Genomic DNA, 14,577 nt, shown 5'->3' with positions numbered 1-14,577 from the left:
ACTGACGGAGTCCGAATGACGAACTGGGCCGCTGTGGCGGCTTCGCACCATGCTCCACCCGATGACAGCACCAGATACCTCGCCGCGGCGAGCCATCTCGATTCGTCCTACGCCGATGACGCCATCCGCGAGTATCTCGTGGAACCAACCCGGCCGGTGCCGCCTTCACCAGGGTTCCACGCACCCACTGTGCTCGCCGAGGCGATCTCTGCCCGGTCGAGACGAAAATACCGGGACGCTCTTCTCGGCATACTGGCCTTGGTGTTCCTGTACTTTTCGATCGGGACGGTTCTTTTCTTCATCTGGGCGTTGCTCGCGGGCCTGCTGTCGGTCCGGTCCATCTGGTCGAAGATGCGGACAGGTCGCCCTGGCGCGGCGCTCCGCGGGTTCGGCAGGCTGTTCGCGCTGGCTGTGGTGCTCTTCGTCGTCACGGCGATCACCTTTGGCGGGCTGGTTCTCGAAGACCTGAGTGATGGCAGGTCATCTTCGTCATACTCGAGCCGGTACGGCGACGACTATTCCGATTACGGGACATCGGTTTCGGATTCGTCGCTGACCTATATCGGCACGATCGCCGCCTTGCTGATGCTGCTGATCGTGGTCGCCGACCGGATCACCGTGTGGCGGCTGTTGACCGTCCGATACGGCCGCCGGGCGCGAACCCGTCCGTTCAGTGGCAAGTCTTTGGACGACCGTCCGTCCATCGCGGCCTCGCCACCTCGATTCCGCACGGAACTGATCCGCCATCGCCACGACCGGCAAGTCCACAGTGGTGACGGCGTGGTGCCCTTGGTCGTCTACCGTGGCTACAACCCGTTCGTAGGCGCCGGTATCGCCCGGCAGCCATGGTCGATGGTGCTCCCACTCGAAAAGCTCGACGAGACCGCCAAACCCGACGGCACCGCCTTCGACGAGCTGACCACGGTCGCGTTCTATCAGCGGATCCGCACCGCGATGCAGGTACTGCAGCGAAGCGACGCCCTGACACCGGACAGGCGGCTGCGTGAGCTGCGAATTCAAGATGTCGTCTATGCCGCCGCGGACGAACTCGTAGACCACGCGAACGAGCCCGTAGCCCTTCCCTATCTGCCACGCCACGATGGTCCACCCTCGTATCTGCTACCGGCCGCCGAAGCCGAACAGGTACGCCGCCAGCCGAGGGAATGGGCGAGGCACTACCTCACCTTCCAAGTGGAAACCTGGGACAGGGAGCTGATGATGTCGGCGTTCCTGCACGCCGCTGTCGACAGCAGCACGCTCTATCTCGAGTGGACGCCGTACGTGCTGCCCCCGATACGCGACGAGTACCGCGCGGTCGACAGGATGACGCTCAACTACCTGACGCCGATCGGGCAGGGCATCCTGCGCTGGCTCAAACTGCCGGTCACCACCCCCGGCCGGGTTTGGCACGCGATGCGGGTCATCCGGGCCCTGCCGCACGACCTCGATACTCCGAACCCTGACCGATATGGCTCGGCCCGAACGCTGCGTGAGCTGGCCGCGGCGGATGAGGTCCGCGACTACTTCCAGCTCGTCGACGTCGAGAGGTACGAGAAGATCCTCGAAAGCAGACTGGTGCCGGCGATCAGCCAGGTGATGCGGGACTGCGGCTACTCCGCCGCCCAGTTCGAGAGCCAAGCCGCGACGGTGATCAACAACGACATCACCATCACCGGCACCAACAACGCACCCATCATGACCGGAGGCGTGAACCACGGAACGGTCTCCGGAGGCACCGTTCAACAGCCGAGAAACGAGGAGAAATGACGAGAGAACCCACCAACCACATCGCGATATCCGGGGTCAGCAATGCGCCGATCGTCACCGGCGGTGAGAACCACGGCACCATCAGCGGCGGAACGATCCAGTACGGCGCCACGCCGGAACAGATCGGCGACCTCGTCGGGCTGCTCGCCCGGTTGAAGGCAGAGGTCGGCCGGTCCGGCGTCGAGAAGCGCGAAGTCATCGAGGAGAACCTCGACGACCTGACGGCGGACGCCCGAAATCCGACCGGCGCCAACCCCGCGGTAGCGCTGAGCCGCTGGGAAAAAGTAAAGAACTTGTTGGCCGGCGCCTCCGATTTCACGGAGCTGATCGGCAAGATCTCGGAGAGCGTCGGCAAGATCTTCGCCTGAGGGGCAATCACGCCACAACCGGGACATGATGGGGTCCGGTACCCGAACGCGAAGGAGCATTCGATGCACGCCGAGTCGTACCAGCGGAGCCTCGAAGACCCGGAGGGTTTCTGGCTCGAAGCCGCGCAGGCGATCGACTGGACCCACACGCCGACGCAGGCACTCGACACGTCGAAAGCGCCCTTCTACCGCTGGTTCCCGGACGGGGAGCTGAACACCGCGTTCAACGCGCTCGACCGGCACGTGCGAGACGGCCGCGGCGAGCAGACCGCGCTGATCTGGGATTCTCCCGTCACCGATTCGGTTCGCCGATTCACCTACGCGGAACTACTGGACGACGTCGCGCGTTTCGCCGGCGCGCTCGCCTCGCTCGGCGTCGGGAAGGGCGACCGCGTCATCGTGTACATGCCGATGGTCCCCGAGGCCGCGGTCGCGATGCTGGCTTGCGCCCGGCTCGGCGCGGTGCACTCGGTGGTGTTCGGCGGCTTCGCGCCCAAGGAGCTCGCGGCGCGGATCGAGGACGCGAAACCCAAGGTCATCGTGGCCGCTTCGTGCGGGATCGAGCCGACGCGGGTCGTCGAGTACAAGCCGATCATCGACGAGGCACTCGCGGGCACCGTCCATCAGCCGGACAAGGTCGTGATGCTGCAGCGGGAGCGTGCCCGCGCCGAACTGGGCGAGCGCGACGCCGACTGGACCGAACTGGTCGCGAAGGCCTCCCCCGCCGATCCGGTGCCGGTCGCCGCCACCGACCCGCTGTACATCCTGTACACCTCCGGCACCACGGGGAAGCCGAAGGGCGTCGTTCGCGACACCGGAGGGCACGCGGTCGCGCTGGCCTGGTCGATGGGCGCGATCTACGACATCCAGCCCGGCGACGTCTGGTGGACGGCGTCCGACGTCGGCTGGGTCGTCGGCCATTCCTATATCGTGTACGCGCCGCTCCTGATCGGGGCGACGACGGTCATGTACGAGGGCAAACCGGTCGGGACCCCGGACGCGGGCGCGTTCTGGCGCGTCATCGCCGACCACGGAGTGAAGGCGTTGTTCACCGCGCCGACGGCGTTGCGGGCGATCAAGAAGGTCGATCCGGACGCGGCCGAAATCGAGAAATACCAGCTCAGTGGATTCAAGACGTTGTTCATGGCCGGTGAGCGGCTCGATCCGGAGACCTATCACTGGGCACACGGGAAGCTCGGCGTGCCGGTGATCGACCACTGGTGGCAGACCGAGACCGGCTGGCCAATCGCGGCGAATCCGCGCGGATTGGAACCGATGCCGGTCAAACCCGGTTCCGCGACGAAACCGGTGCCCGGCTGGGACGTGCGGATCCTGGACCAGGCGGGCGAACCGCTCCCCGCCGGACGGGAGGGCGCCATCGCCATCAAACTGCCGCTCCCGCCGGGATCGCTGCCGACGTTGTGGCAGGACGACGAGCGGTATCGCGAGGCGTACCTTTCGCGGTACGAAGGGCACTACCTGACGGGCGACTCCGGATACGTCGACGAAGACGGCTACCTGTTCGTCATGGGCCGCACCGACGACGTCATCAACGTCGCGGGCCACCGGCTTTCGACCGGTTCGATGGAGGCCGTGCTGGCCTCGCACCCCGCCGTCGCCGAATGCGCGGTGATCGGCGTGCGTGACCAGCTGAAGGGGCAGCTTCCGCGTGGCTTCGTGGTGCTGAAGTCGGGCACCGACGTCGACGCGGAAACGCTCAAAGCCGAGTTGGTCGCGCTGGTGCGGCGCGACATCGGCCCGGTCGCCGCGTTCCGCGACGTGTCCATTGTGGACGCGCTGCCGAAGACGCGGTCCGGGAAGATCCTGCGCAAGACCATGCGCGGGATCGCCGACGGCCGCGACGAACAGGTGCCTTCGACGATCGAGGACGCGAGCGTTCTCGATGCCCTGAAAGCGGTTCTGCGCGGCGAGTGACCGGTGATCGGTACGGCGTACTGGTCCGATCGGGTGTTGTCGCGTTTGCCCTATTGGTCTATACCTTCTCAGGGAAGAGAGTCTCCAGGTATCCGACCGGAGGTGCTCCATGAGTAAACGCCTGTCCAGAACCGTGCTCGGTGTGGCGGTCCTGAGCCTCGTGACGCTCGGCCTGCCCGCGACGGCGAGCGCCGGGCAGCATGCGAAGGCCGAGCGCACCGTCGCCGACGTCGTCCCGGCGCCGGTCGACGCGAAACCCGATCCCCGCTCCGACTTCCGGCTCGGTCCCGCGACCGTCATCCGCGCCGACCGCGAAGGCAGGCAGGTCGCCGAGTACCTGGCAGGCCTGCTCCGGCCCGCCACCGGCTACCGGCTGCCCGTCGTCAGCGGTCACCGCGGCGGCGGCCCCGCCATCTCGCTCGAGACCGGCCACGCGAGCGGCCGCGTGGGCGCCGAGGGCTACCAGCTCAAGGTGTCGCGGTCCGGCGTGTCCTTGAAGGCGAATACCGACGACGGCCTGTTCCTCGGCGTCCAGACGCTACGGCAGTTGCTCCCGTCGGCGATCGAGGCGAAGACCGTCCAGAAGCGCTCATGGGTGGTTTCGGGCGGCACGGTGCTCGACTATCCGCGCTTCGGCTACCGCAGCGCGATGCTCGACGTCGCCCGGCACTTCTTCACGCCGGCGCAGGTCAAGCTCTACATCGACCAGATCGCGCAGTACAAGATCAACAATCTCCACCTGCACCTGAGCGACGACCAGGGCTGGCGGATCGAGATCAAGAGCTGGCCGAAACTGGCGACCGTGGGCGGCCAGACGGCCGTCGGCGGTGCTCCCGGCGGCTACTACACGCAGGAGCAGTACAAGGACCTGGTGCGCTACGCGGCTTCGCGGCACATCACGATCGTTCCCGAGATCGACATGCCCGGACACACCAACGCGGCCCAGTACTCCTACGCCGAACTGAACTGCGACGGCAAGCCGATACCGCCGCGCACGGACATCGAGGTCGGCTACAGCTCGCTGTGCATCGGCAAGGACATCACCTACAAGTTCGTCGACGACGTCATCCGCGAACTGTCGGCGATCACCCCCGGGAAGTACATCAACATCGGTGGCGACGAGGCCCACTCGACCACGCCGGAGGACTACCAGACATTCGCCACGAAGGTGCACCCGATCGTCGCGAAGTACGGCAAGACGATCACCGGCTGGCACGACATCGCCAAGACGAAACCGCCGGTTTCGGCCGTCCCGCAGTTCTGGGGCACGACCGGGACGGACGCCCATGTCGCCGCCGCGGCGGCGCGGGGCAACAAGATCCTGATGTCGCCCGCGAACAAGGCGTACCTGGACATGAAGTACCACGCCGGGACGCCGCTCGGCCTGGACTGGGCCGCGTTGATCGAGGTCAAGGACGGCTACGACTGGGATCCGGCCACGTACCTGCAGGGCGTGTCCGAGAAGAACGTGATCGGTGTCGAGGCGCCGCTGTGGTCAGAGACGCTGATCACCAGTGACAACATCGAGTTCATGGCCTTCCCGAGGCTGCCCGGCCACGCCGAGATCGGCTGGTCGCCGAAGGATTCCCGGACCTGGGACGCGTACCGGCTCCGGCTGGCGAAGCAGAGCCCGCGGTGGGTCCAGCAGGGCATCGACTTCTATCGGTCCACGCAGGTCGACTGGAAGTAGCGGGCGTTCATCGCGCGGCCGCGGCGTCGAGACGGGCGGTGATGGCGGCCCGGGCCAGCACGTAGGGCTCGGTACCGCCGAACATCACCGAATCGGCGTTCGCGGCCCGCCCGAGCGCGTTCAGTTCGAAGGCCAGCCGGTTCACGTCGACGGACTCCCGCAGGTGCCCCGCTTTTCGCGCCTCGATGACGGTGGACCGGATGAACTGCGCGAAGGCGCGGCTCGCGTTCGCGACCGCGTCGTGGACCCGGCCGGTCCGTGCGTCGAACTCGGCGCCGGTGTTGAAGAAGAAACAGCCGCCCGGGAACACCCGGCGCTCCGAATAGTCGAGCCAGTTCGCGCACAACGCGCGCAACCGCTCGATCCCCTGCTCGACCCGCAAAGTCGGCTCGACGACGTTCTCCGCGAAGATCGCGCTCGCCGTCTCGACCGCCGCGAGCTGCAGTTCCTCCTTGGAACCGAACAGGGCGAACACCCCGGATTTGCTCAATTCCAATTCGGTGGCGAGCCTGCCGAGGGACAACCCGTCGAGCCCCTCGACGGACGCGATGTCGACGGCGCGCCGAAGCACGATCCGCCTCGTCGCGTCACCGCGGGCCACCCGGCCGTCAACCGGCATTCCGCTCCTCTCGTCGCCTTTTCGCCGATGCCAGGCCGTCACGGTACTGCCGGGAAAGCGCCGGCGCCGCGAGCACCCGGTCCAACAGCGACCAGTACGCGTCACGGCGCTCGTCGTCCAGCTGGGCGACATTCGTGAACGACGCGACGTAGACCTCGGCGATCGCCGGGCTCACCGGATCGCGTTCTTCGAGCGTCATGCGCCCCGACGTGGGGACCTCGCCCGTCCGGAGCACCCGCAGGTACCAGCCGCTCCGAGCGGAATCGATCATCGCCGGGATGACGTCCTTGCGCCCGGTCTTCATCGCGAGCTTGAAGCACGGCGTGCGCGGCTGCGAGACCTGGACCAGCGCGTCGCCCCAGGCCCAGACGTCGCCGACGCGCACGTCGTACTCGTCGGCGCCCGTCACCGACGCGTTCTCCCCGAAATCGCCCGCCACCACGGGGAAGCCCTGCTCGGCCCAGGCCGCGTAGTGCGCTGCCGGGTAGACGTAAACCGCTTTGTCGACACCGCCGTGGACACTCCGGTCCGCCTGGTCGTCACCCGCCAGGTTGATCTCGCCCAGCTCCAAGAAGGCCGTATCCACCCGCGTCTTCGCGATGGCGCTGTACACCGGGATGTCGCGCTTCATCCCCAGCACCGACGGCCGCCCGACGAAGACCTCGTTCACTTCGAGAGTGCTCACACCCTAGAAGATAGCACGACCGTTCGTATACATTGCCCGTCATGGATCTCATCGCACTCACGACAAGAGCCCATCGCGCCACCGGGACCACGATCGCCGGAATCGGCGCGGACGACTGGGACCGCTCGACCCCCTGCGCCGAGTGGACCGTCCGCGACATCGTGAAACACCTGATCGAGGGGCACGATTCCCGCACCGCGCAGGCGACCGGCCACCCGATGAAGACCCGGTCGTCGGCCGACGGCGACCTCGCCAGGTCCTACGAAGAGAGTTCCGCCGATTTCCTCGCGGCCTTCGACGCCGAAGCGCTGGAGAAGAGCTTCGACTTCGGGAGCTTCGGCAAGCTTCCTGGGAAGAACGCGCTGGCCGTGCTCTTCGTCGACACCCTCACCCACCACTGGGACCTCGACACCGCCCTGGGCCGCGAGCACCACTGGGACGACGAGCTCGCCGAGGCCGCGTTGAAGGTGGCGAGCCGCTACCCCGACGTGATGCCGGTGCGCGGGCCCGGCGGGGCCTTCGACCACGCTGTCGAGGCACCGCCGGACGCCGGGCCGGGTGCGCGGCTCATCGCGTTGCTTGGCCGTTCAGCTCAGCCGACTCCTCATCGCTGAACAGCCGAGAACGGACCAGGAAGCGGACCCCTTCGGGCGCCTCCAAGGAGAATCCGCTCCCCCTGCCGGGAACGACGTCGATGGTCAGATGCGTGTGCTTCCAGTATTCGAACTGGGGGCCCGACATCCACACCGGAACGTCGTCGATGCCCTCGACACTCAGGTCACCAAGGTGGACGTCGGACGCCCCGGTGCGGAATTCGCCCGCCGGGTAGCACATCGGGGCGCTCCCGTCGCAGCATCCGCCGGACTGGTGGAACATCACCGGCCCGTGGAGCGACACCAGCCGCCGCAGCAGCTCCGCGGCGGCCGGTGTCAAGCCGACCCGCTCGGCCATCAGAAGAACCCGAGCGCACTGTCCGAATAGGACACGAGCATGTTCTTGGTCTGCTGGTAGTGGTCCAGCATCATCTTGTGGTTCTCGCGCCCGATGCCCGACGCCTTGTAGCCGCCGAAGGCCGCATGCGCCGGGTATGCGTGGTAGTTGTTGACCCACACCCGGCCCGCCTGGATGTCGCGGCCGGCGCGGTAGGCGGTGTTGCCGTCGCGCGACCAGACACCGGCGCCGAGGCCGTACAGCGTGTCGTTGGCGATCTTCAGCGCGTCGGCGTAGTCGTCGAACCTCGCCACCGAGACGACCGGGCCGAAGATCTCCTCCTGGAAGATCCGCATCTTGTTGTCGCCCTCGAAGACCGTCGGCTGCACGTAGTAGCCGCCGGAGAGTTCGCCGCCGAGGTCGCTGCGCTCGCCACCGGTGAGGATCTTCGCGCCTTCCTGCACGCCGATGTCGATGTAGGAAAGGATCTTCTCCAGCTGGTCGTTGGAGGCCTGCGCGCCGATCTGCGTCTCGGTGTCGAGCGGGTGGCCCTGCTTGATCTTCTTGACCCGCTCGACGGCGTCGCCGAGGAACCGGTCGTAGATACCGGACTGGATCAGCGCCCGCGACGGGCAGGTGCAGACCTCGCCCTGGTTCAGTGCGAAGAGCGCGAAACCTTCCTGCGCCTTGTCGTAGAACGCGTCGTTGGCCGCGGCCACGTCGTCGAAGAAGATGTTCGGGCTCTTGCCGCCGAGTTCGACGGTGACCGGGATGATGTTCTCGCTGGCGTACTGCAGGATCAGCCGCCCGGTGGTGGTCTCGCCGGTGAAGGCGACCTTCCGCACGCGGTTGCTCGACGCGAGCGGTTTGCCCGCCTCGACGCCGAAGCCGTTGACGATGTTCAGCACGCCCGGCGGGATCAGATCGCCGATGAGCGACATCAGCAGGTGGATCGACGCCGGCGTCTGCTCGGCGGGTTTGAGCACGATCGCGTTGCCCGCCGCGAGCGCGGGCGCGAGCTTCCAGACCGCCATCAGCAGCGGGAAGTTCCACGGGATGATCTGGCCGACGACGCCGAGCGGCTCGTGGAAGTGGTAGGCGACGGTGTTGTCGTCGATCTGCGAGATACCGCCCTCCTGGGCGCGCAGGGCGCCGGCGAAGTAGCGGAAGTGGTCGATCGCGAGGGGGATGTCGGCGGCGAGGGTCTCGCGGACCGGTTTGCCGTTCTCCCACGATTCGGCGACGGCGATCGCTTCGAGGTTCTGTTCCATCCGGTCGGCGATCCGGAGCAGCACGTTCGCGCGTTCGTCCACCGACGTCCTGCCCCAGGCCGCGGCCGCGCCTTCGGCCGCGTCGAGCGCGCGGTCGATGTCGGCGGCGGTGCCGCGGGCGACCTCGGTGAACACCTGCCCGGTCACCGGGGTGGGGTTCTCGAAGTACTGACCGCTCGCGGGCGGTACGTACTCGCCTCCGATGTAGTGGTCGTAGCGCGATTCGTAGCTGACGACGCTGCCTTCGGTGTTCGGTGCCGCGTACTTGGCCATCTTTCCTGCCTCATCGCTCGGGTGACGGATGACGGCGAAGCTAGGGCCGGTGAGGTTGCACGCACGTTGCAACGAAGTGAGCGCGGTCACCTATCCTCGGAAACGTGGCGGAGCTGCCCGGAGGTGAAGCGTCGCCGCGTGACCCTCAGGCGTACGCGCGGCTGCTGAAGGACGTCCATGACGCCGTCCTCTCCGGGGTTCCCGCGCCGCGTTCCCCCAGGTCGATCGTGTCGGCTTCGTGGAATCGCTCGCTCGCCGCGCGCGTCGACCCGGACAAGGGCGTCGCGCCGCTGGTCTACGACTCCGGCGAGGTGAGCGGCCTGCGGGAGGAGCATCCGCTGGCGCCGGTGCTGCCGATCCTGCGGCAGACGCTGGTGAGCATCGCCGACGACGCCGAGCACATGATGATCGTGACCGACGCGGCCGGGCACATCCTGTGGCGCGAGGGCGCGGCGGGCGTGCTGCGGCGCGCGGACGGCGTGATGCTCGCCGAAGGCACCCGGTGGAGTGAAGACGTCATCGGGACGAACGCGATGGGCACCACGCTCGCCACCGGGGAACCGGTGCAGATCTACTCGGCCGAGCACCTCGTGCGCACCTATCACGGCTGGACCTGCGCGGCCGCGCCCGTGCGCGACCCGGAGTCCGGCGCGCTGCTCGGGTCGATCGACGTCAGCGGCCCGCTGCGCACGGTCCATCCCGCGATGCTCGCGCTGGTCACGGCGGCCGCGCAGCTCGCCGAAGGCCAGTTGCGCACCCGGCTCGCGATACGCGACGAGCGGCTGCGCGCGGCGAACATGACTCACCTGGAAGCGTTGCGCGGCGCGCCGGGCGCCCTGCTTTCCGCGAAGGGACGTGTGCTGGCGGCCGAAGCCTGCGGCGATCTTCCCTCCACTGTGGACATCCGGCCGGGCGGCGGCGCGGTCACCCTGCCCGACGGACGGCTCGGCACGGTGGAACCGTTGAGCGAGGGTTACCTGCTGCGCCTGCGGAACCGGGTCCCGCCGAGGCGTCCGCGGCTCGCGCTGGAATTCCTCACCGACGGGCCGCCATCGACCACAGTGGACGGTCGCGACGTGCCGTTCACCTTGCGGCACGCGGAGATCCTCACGCTGCTCGCGCTGCATCCAGGCGGCCTCTCGGCGGAGCGGCTGGCCCTGCTGCTCTACGGCGAGAGCGGCAACCCGGTGACCGTCCGCGCGGAGATCCACCGGCTCCGGACGCAGCTCGGCTCCGACATCGTGCAGACCCGGCCGTACCGGCTTTCCGCCGAGGTCGACGCCGATTTCCTGCGCGTCCGAGCGGCGCTCAAACGGGGCGATGTCACCGGGGCCGCGAACGCGTTCCGCGGTCCGCTACTGCCCGAATCGGAATCGCCCGCCGTGCGCGAGGAGCGTGAGTCGGTCACCGCGTCGGTCCGCCGGGTCGTGCTCGGCAGCGGGGACGCCACGGCGCTGTGGTCGTACTGGGAGACCCCGGGCGGAGCCGACGACCTGGAGATCGTCGACGCGCTGTGCCGGGTCCTCCCGGACGGCGATCCGCGACGCGCTGTCACCTTCACTCATCGAGCCCGCGTCCTGTCCGGGCGTACTTGACGGCTGCTCGCTCGATCCGATCGCGACGGGCTTCCCAGAAGCCCTCGTCGCGCTGCGCGGTGGCGGCGTCGGTCGAGCCGTCCAGTTGTTCGCGCAGGATGTCGGCGTGCCCGGCGTGACGGCTGGTTTCGGTGAGCATGTGGATCAGGACGCCGGCCAGTGTCACCCGTGGACGCGGCCACCAGGGAACGTGACCGGGCGAATCGAGGGCCAGCGCCGCGATCGTCGCGTCGGAGTGGGCCCAGGCGCGCCGATAGCGGTCGACGATCTCCTCACGGGTCTCGTGCTCGGTGACCCACAGGTCGGCGCCACGCTGTTCGAGGTCATCCCAACGCGGCAGGGATTCGGGAAACGGCCGGTGGAAGACCTCGCCGAAGTACCGGGTTTCCCAGAGCGCCAGGTGTTTGACCAGACCGAGCAGGTTGGTTCCGGTCCGGGTCAGGGGACGGCGGATCTCGTAGTCGCCCAGCCCTTCGAGCTTCCGGACCAGAACCTCGCGGACCTCTCGCAGTTCGCCGTGCAAACACTCTTTCGCGACGTCATCGGCCATGACCCGAGCCTGCCAGGTCCCGGCGAGTAGACAGCGTCTACATGAGTTTGATAGACAGTGTCTACAAGGTGAACTCGTGGTTACGGAGATCTGGATGGGCTACCAACGTTTCGTCGCGCTCGGCGACAGCTGCGCCGAAGGGCTGGCCGATCCGCATCCGTCGGGCGGCTTCTACCGCGGCTGGGCCGACTTCGTCGCGGCCCGTCTCGCCGAGGACGAGCCCGGTTTCCGCTACGCCAATCTCGCGGTCCGCGGGCGCAGGCTCGACCAGATCCACGCCGAACAGACCCCGGCGGCGAGCAGGCTCCAGCCGGACCTGATCGCGTTGTTCGGCGGCGGCAACGACGTGATGAGCCGAGGCTGGGACGCGCGCGCGGTCGCCCGCCGCGTCGACACGGCCGTCCGCGCCTGCACCGAGATCGCGCCGAAGGTCGTCACCTTCACCCTCAGCGACATCTCCCACCGTATGCCGATGGGCCGCCGCATGCGCCCGCGCCTCGTCGCGCTGAACGACGCCGTCCGCGAGGCGTCCGTCAGCTACGGCGCGACCCTCGTCGACCTCTGGCCGGACGACGCCGCGCACGATTCCCGCTACTTCGGCCCGGATCGGCTGCACCTGTCCGAGCATGGCCATCGACGCCTGGCCGGGCACGTCCTCGGCAAGCTCGGCGTCTCCCACGATCCGGCCTGGCTCGCCCCGCTGCCCGGATCGGCGGGACGCCCCGGCCTGCGCGCGGATCTGCGCTGGCTGACGCGGGAGGTCCTCCCGGTCGCGGGCACCCGCTTCCGCAACCGGCTCATCGGCCGCCAGCCGGGCGACGGTTTCCTGCCGAAGCGTCCCGAACTCCTGCCCGTCCACGAGGAGACCCGGTCGTGGGCGCCCGAACCCGCCTGATCGACACGGCGGCGAACCTGCTGGCCGAAGAGGGCGTCGGCGCCGTGACGCTGCGCGGGATAGCCAAGGCCGCCGGCGTTTCGCACGGTGCGCCGCTGCGGCATTTCCCCGGCCGCGCTGCTCTGCTCTCGGCGGTCGCCACTCGCGGCTACACCGAACTGCTCGATCGCGGCACCGGCCTGCCGGACGGGACACCGCGCGAACGGCTCATCGCGGCCTGCCACGGCTACCTCGATTTCGCGCTGGCCAATCCGGCGATGTTCGAGCTGATGTTCCGCCGCGACCTCATCGACGCGGACGATCCCGAACTCACGCGGGTGAGCAGCGCGGTGTTCGACTTCTTCGCCGGAATGGTCGCCGAACTGCAGGAAGGAGGCTGGCATCCCGCGACCGATCCGCGACTGCTCGCGTCCTCGCTGTGGGCGTCGCTGCACGGTCTCGCCCAGCTGTGGCTCTGGGGCGGGCTGGCCGGTGCGAGCTTCGCGCCGTCACCGGAAAGGGCGTTGGCCGTCACCCTCGACGCCTATCTCGGCTGAACCGGGAAGTCCTTGCCCAGTACGGCTTTCGCCGCATGCCAGCCACCCATCCCGTGCACACCTGGCCCTGGCGCCGTCGCCGCCGAACACAGGAAGACTCCGTCGAGCGGGGTCCGATGCGTGTTCCACCGGGCGACCGGCCGTCCGAGCACCTGCCGCAGATCCACCGCCCCGGCGGCGACGTCACCGCCGGGATAGTTCGCGTTGTAGGCCTCGAGTTCCGGAGCGGTGAGACAACGGCTCGCCAGGACCGTGTCGGAGAATCCTGGTGCGAACCGTTCGATCCGCCGCCGGACCAGCTCCGTGGCGTCTCGCGGATCCCCTTGTGGCACATGGCAATACGCCCACACCGGCCGTTTCCCCGGCAGCCCTCGGGACGGGTCGAGCGTCATCGGATCCGAAACGAGCACGAACCGGTCGTCCGGGTCCTCCCCGCGCGCGACGGCGTTTTCGGCGGCGTACACCTCGTCCCGCGTGCCTCCGAGATGGACCGTGCCCGCCTTGCCGACCTCCGGAGCCGCCCACGGAACCGGTTCGGAAACCAGGAAATCCACCTTCGCCACACCGGGTCCGTAGCGATAGGACTCCAGCGCCTTCCGGTATCGCGGCGGCAGCAGATCGCGGGCGATTTCGAGGAAACCGCGCGGGGCGACGTCGAGGATCACCGTGCGCGACTTCGCGAGTTGCCGCAGATCGGTGATCCGGCTGCCGGTGTGGATCCGCCCGCCCTGCGCGCGGACGTCGGCGGCGAGCGCCTCGGTGATGGTCTGACTGCCGCCGCGGGCGATCGGCCAGCCGGTCGAGTGCGCCAGGTGGCTGAGCAGAAGTGTCGCGCCTGCCGCGGCGAGCGAGGGTTGACGGCCCATCACGTGCGCGGAGACTCCGGCGAGAAGAGCCGGCGCCTCCGGGCCGGTGAACAGGCGCCGCTCCAGACCGGCGGCGAGCATCGCGATCCTGGCCGGGAGCAGGGCGGCGACCCGAGGGTCACGGGGAGGATGGCGAAGATCCCCGAGCAGCAGTCCCGCCAGCTCGCGGCTGTGTTCGGCCAGCGGGCCCAGCAGACGGCGCCACCGCGGCCCGTCCGCACCGAGTGCGTCACAGGTCCGGTCGAGCTCTTCGTAAGCGAGACCGGCCCGGCCGCCGTCCAGAGGATGCGCGTACGCGATCTCCGGCCGCAGGAGATCGACACCGTGCGCGGCCAGATCGAACCAGCGGAAGAACGGGGACGCCGCGGCCAGCGGATGCCCGGTGGCGCAGATGTCGTGGCGGACCTCGTCTTCGAACAGCGAAGCCGTGCGTGTCCCGCCGCCGATCTCGTCCGCGGCCTCGTGCACTTCGACCGTCAGCCCCGCTCTGACCAGCAGGACCGCCGCCGCGAGGCCGTTCGGGCCGGAACCGACCACCGACACGTCGACCGCCATAGTGCCCCCTTGCCGGGATCGGCGACAGCTCACCCGAATATT

At 68.4% G+C, this 14,577-nt stretch carries 14 protein-coding genes; 8 read left to right on the top strand and 6 right to left on the bottom strand.

What is annotated here, in order from left to right; genetic code table 11:
• Positions 1-15 precede the first annotated feature (15 nt).
• The 4 genes from ACZ3HL_RS08620 to ACZ3HL_RS08605 all read left to right on the top strand — a co-directional run bounded on the left by ACZ3HL_RS08620 (position 16) and on the right by ACZ3HL_RS08605 (position 5,760).
• A complete protein-coding gene (locus ACZ3HL_RS08620; protein ID WP_465529723.1) occupies positions 16-1,767 on the top strand; it encodes a hypothetical protein in 1,752 nt (583 codons plus the stop codon).
• Positions 1,764-2,135 carry a hypothetical protein gene (locus tag ACZ3HL_RS08615; protein WP_465529721.1) on the top strand — a complete coding sequence of 124 codons (372 nt, stop codon included), beginning with the start codon at positions 1,764-1,766 and terminating at the stop codon, positions 2,133-2,135. The genes ACZ3HL_RS08620 and ACZ3HL_RS08615 overlap by 4 nt, the downstream gene beginning before the upstream one ends.
• 63 nt (positions 2,136-2,198) lie before the next feature.
• Positions 2,199-4,070, top strand: coding sequence for a propionyl-CoA synthetase (locus tag ACZ3HL_RS08610; protein WP_465529719.1), 1,872 nt, complete (start codon positions 2,199-2,201; stop codon positions 4,068-4,070).
• A 109-nt stretch (positions 4,071-4,179) separates the two neighbouring features.
• On the top strand, positions 4,180-5,760 hold the full coding sequence (locus ACZ3HL_RS08605) for a beta-N-acetylhexosaminidase (RefSeq protein WP_465529717.1): 1,581 nt from the start codon (positions 4,180-4,182) through the stop codon (positions 5,758-5,760).
• A gap of 7 nt (positions 5,761-5,767) precedes the next feature.
• On the opposite strand, the gene ACZ3HL_RS08600 is transcribed toward ACZ3HL_RS08605, so the two are convergent.
• Positions 5,768-6,379, bottom strand: coding sequence for a TetR/AcrR family transcriptional regulator (locus ACZ3HL_RS08600; RefSeq protein WP_465410996.1), 612 nt, complete (start codon positions 6,377-6,379; stop codon positions 5,768-5,770).
• The gene (locus tag ACZ3HL_RS08595) at positions 6,369-7,064 is read right to left on the bottom strand and encodes an MOSC domain-containing protein (RefSeq protein WP_465529715.1); all 696 of its coding nucleotides are present in this window, start codon (positions 7,062-7,064) and stop codon (positions 6,369-6,371) included. Before ACZ3HL_RS08595 ends, ACZ3HL_RS08600 begins: the two co-directional genes overlap by 11 nt.
• A gap of 41 nt (positions 7,065-7,105) precedes the next feature.
• Here ACZ3HL_RS08595 and ACZ3HL_RS08590 point away from each other — a divergent pair, with 41 nt between their 5' ends.
• Positions 7,106-7,678, top strand: a complete 573-nt coding sequence (locus ACZ3HL_RS08590; protein ID WP_465410994.1) for a TIGR03086 family metal-binding protein — start codon at positions 7,106-7,108, stop codon at positions 7,676-7,678.
• Here the strand turns inward: ACZ3HL_RS08590 and ACZ3HL_RS08585 are convergent.
• Positions 7,632-8,015, bottom strand: coding sequence for a DUF779 domain-containing protein (locus ACZ3HL_RS08585; protein WP_465410993.1), 384 nt, complete (start codon positions 8,013-8,015; stop codon positions 7,632-7,634). The two genes, ACZ3HL_RS08590 and ACZ3HL_RS08585, sit on opposite strands and share 47 nt — an antisense overlap.
• Positions 8,015-9,538: an acetaldehyde dehydrogenase ExaC gene (gene exaC / locus ACZ3HL_RS08580; RefSeq protein WP_465410992.1), complete on the bottom strand. Its 1,524-nt coding sequence runs from the start codon at positions 9,536-9,538 to the stop codon at positions 8,015-8,017. The genes ACZ3HL_RS08585 and exaC overlap by 1 nt, the downstream gene beginning before the upstream one ends.
• Before the next feature lie 104 nt (positions 9,539-9,642).
• Between exaC and ACZ3HL_RS08575 the strand changes: the two genes are divergently transcribed.
• Entirely contained in the window at positions 9,643-11,133 is a 1,491-nt protein-coding gene (locus ACZ3HL_RS08575; protein WP_465529713.1) for a helix-turn-helix domain-containing protein, read from the top strand.
• Here ACZ3HL_RS08575 and ACZ3HL_RS08570 read toward each other — a convergent pair.
• A complete protein-coding gene (locus tag ACZ3HL_RS08570) occupies positions 11,096-11,683 on the bottom strand; it encodes a DinB family protein (RefSeq protein ID WP_465529711.1) in 588 nt (195 codons plus the stop codon). The genes ACZ3HL_RS08575 and ACZ3HL_RS08570 overlap by 38 nt on opposite strands.
• Positions 11,684-11,777: 94 nt before the next feature.
• Between ACZ3HL_RS08570 and ACZ3HL_RS08565 the strand changes: the two genes are divergently transcribed.
• A complete protein-coding gene (locus tag ACZ3HL_RS08565) occupies positions 11,778-12,578 on the top strand; it encodes an SGNH/GDSL hydrolase family protein (RefSeq protein ID WP_465530019.1) in 801 nt (266 codons plus the stop codon).
• Positions 12,557-13,114, top strand: coding sequence for a TetR/AcrR family transcriptional regulator (locus tag ACZ3HL_RS08560; protein WP_457959783.1), 558 nt, complete (start codon positions 12,557-12,559; stop codon positions 13,112-13,114). Before ACZ3HL_RS08565 ends, ACZ3HL_RS08560 begins: the two co-directional genes overlap by 22 nt.
• Here ACZ3HL_RS08560 and ACZ3HL_RS08555 read toward each other — a convergent pair.
• Entirely contained in the window at positions 13,102-14,535 is a 1,434-nt protein-coding gene (locus ACZ3HL_RS08555; RefSeq protein ID WP_465529709.1) for a phytoene desaturase family protein, read from the bottom strand. The two genes, ACZ3HL_RS08560 and ACZ3HL_RS08555, sit on opposite strands and share 13 nt — an antisense overlap.
• Positions 14,536-14,577: the final 42 nt, after the last annotated feature.

The organism is Amycolatopsis sp. NPDC000009, assembly GCF_055563465.1.
This window is presented reverse-complemented; position numbering and strand designations above follow the sequence as displayed.

Excerpts from the sequence above, each read along its gene's own strand:
- ACZ3HL_RS08620 (WP_465529723.1), top strand. The coding sequence starts at position 16 with ATGACGAACTGGGCCGCTGTGGCGGCTTCGCACCATGCTCCACCCGAT.
- ACZ3HL_RS08615 (WP_465529721.1), top strand. The coding sequence starts at position 1,764 with ATGACGAGAGAACCCACCAACCACATCGCGATATCCGGGGTCAGCAAT.
- ACZ3HL_RS08610 (WP_465529719.1), top strand. The coding sequence starts at position 2,199 with ATGCACGCCGAGTCGTACCAGCGGAGCCTCGAAGACCCGGAGGGTTTC.
- ACZ3HL_RS08605 (WP_465529717.1), top strand. The coding sequence starts at position 4,180 with ATGAGTAAACGCCTGTCCAGAACCGTGCTCGGTGTGGCGGTCCTGAGC.
- ACZ3HL_RS08600 (WP_465410996.1), bottom strand. The coding sequence starts at position 6,379 with ATGCCGGTTGACGGCCGGGTGGCCCGCGGTGACGCGACGAGGCGGATC.
- ACZ3HL_RS08590 (WP_465410994.1), top strand. The coding sequence starts at position 7,106 with ATGGATCTCATCGCACTCACGACAAGAGCCCATCGCGCCACCGGGACC.
- ACZ3HL_RS08585 (WP_465410993.1), bottom strand. The coding sequence starts at position 8,015 with ATGGCCGAGCGGGTCGGCTTGACACCGGCCGCCGCGGAGCTGCTGCGG.
- exaC (WP_465410992.1), bottom strand. The coding sequence starts at position 9,538 with ATGGCCAAGTACGCGGCACCGAACACCGAAGGCAGCGTCGTCAGCTAC.
- ACZ3HL_RS08570 (WP_465529711.1), bottom strand. The coding sequence starts at position 11,683 with ATGGCCGATGACGTCGCGAAAGAGTGTTTGCACGGCGAACTGCGAGAG.
- ACZ3HL_RS08565 (WP_465530019.1), top strand. The coding sequence starts at position 11,778 with ATGGGCTACCAACGTTTCGTCGCGCTCGGCGACAGCTGCGCCGAAGGG.
- ACZ3HL_RS08555 (WP_465529709.1), bottom strand. The coding sequence starts at position 14,535 with ATGGCGGTCGACGTGTCGGTGGTCGGTTCCGGCCCGAACGGCCTCGCG.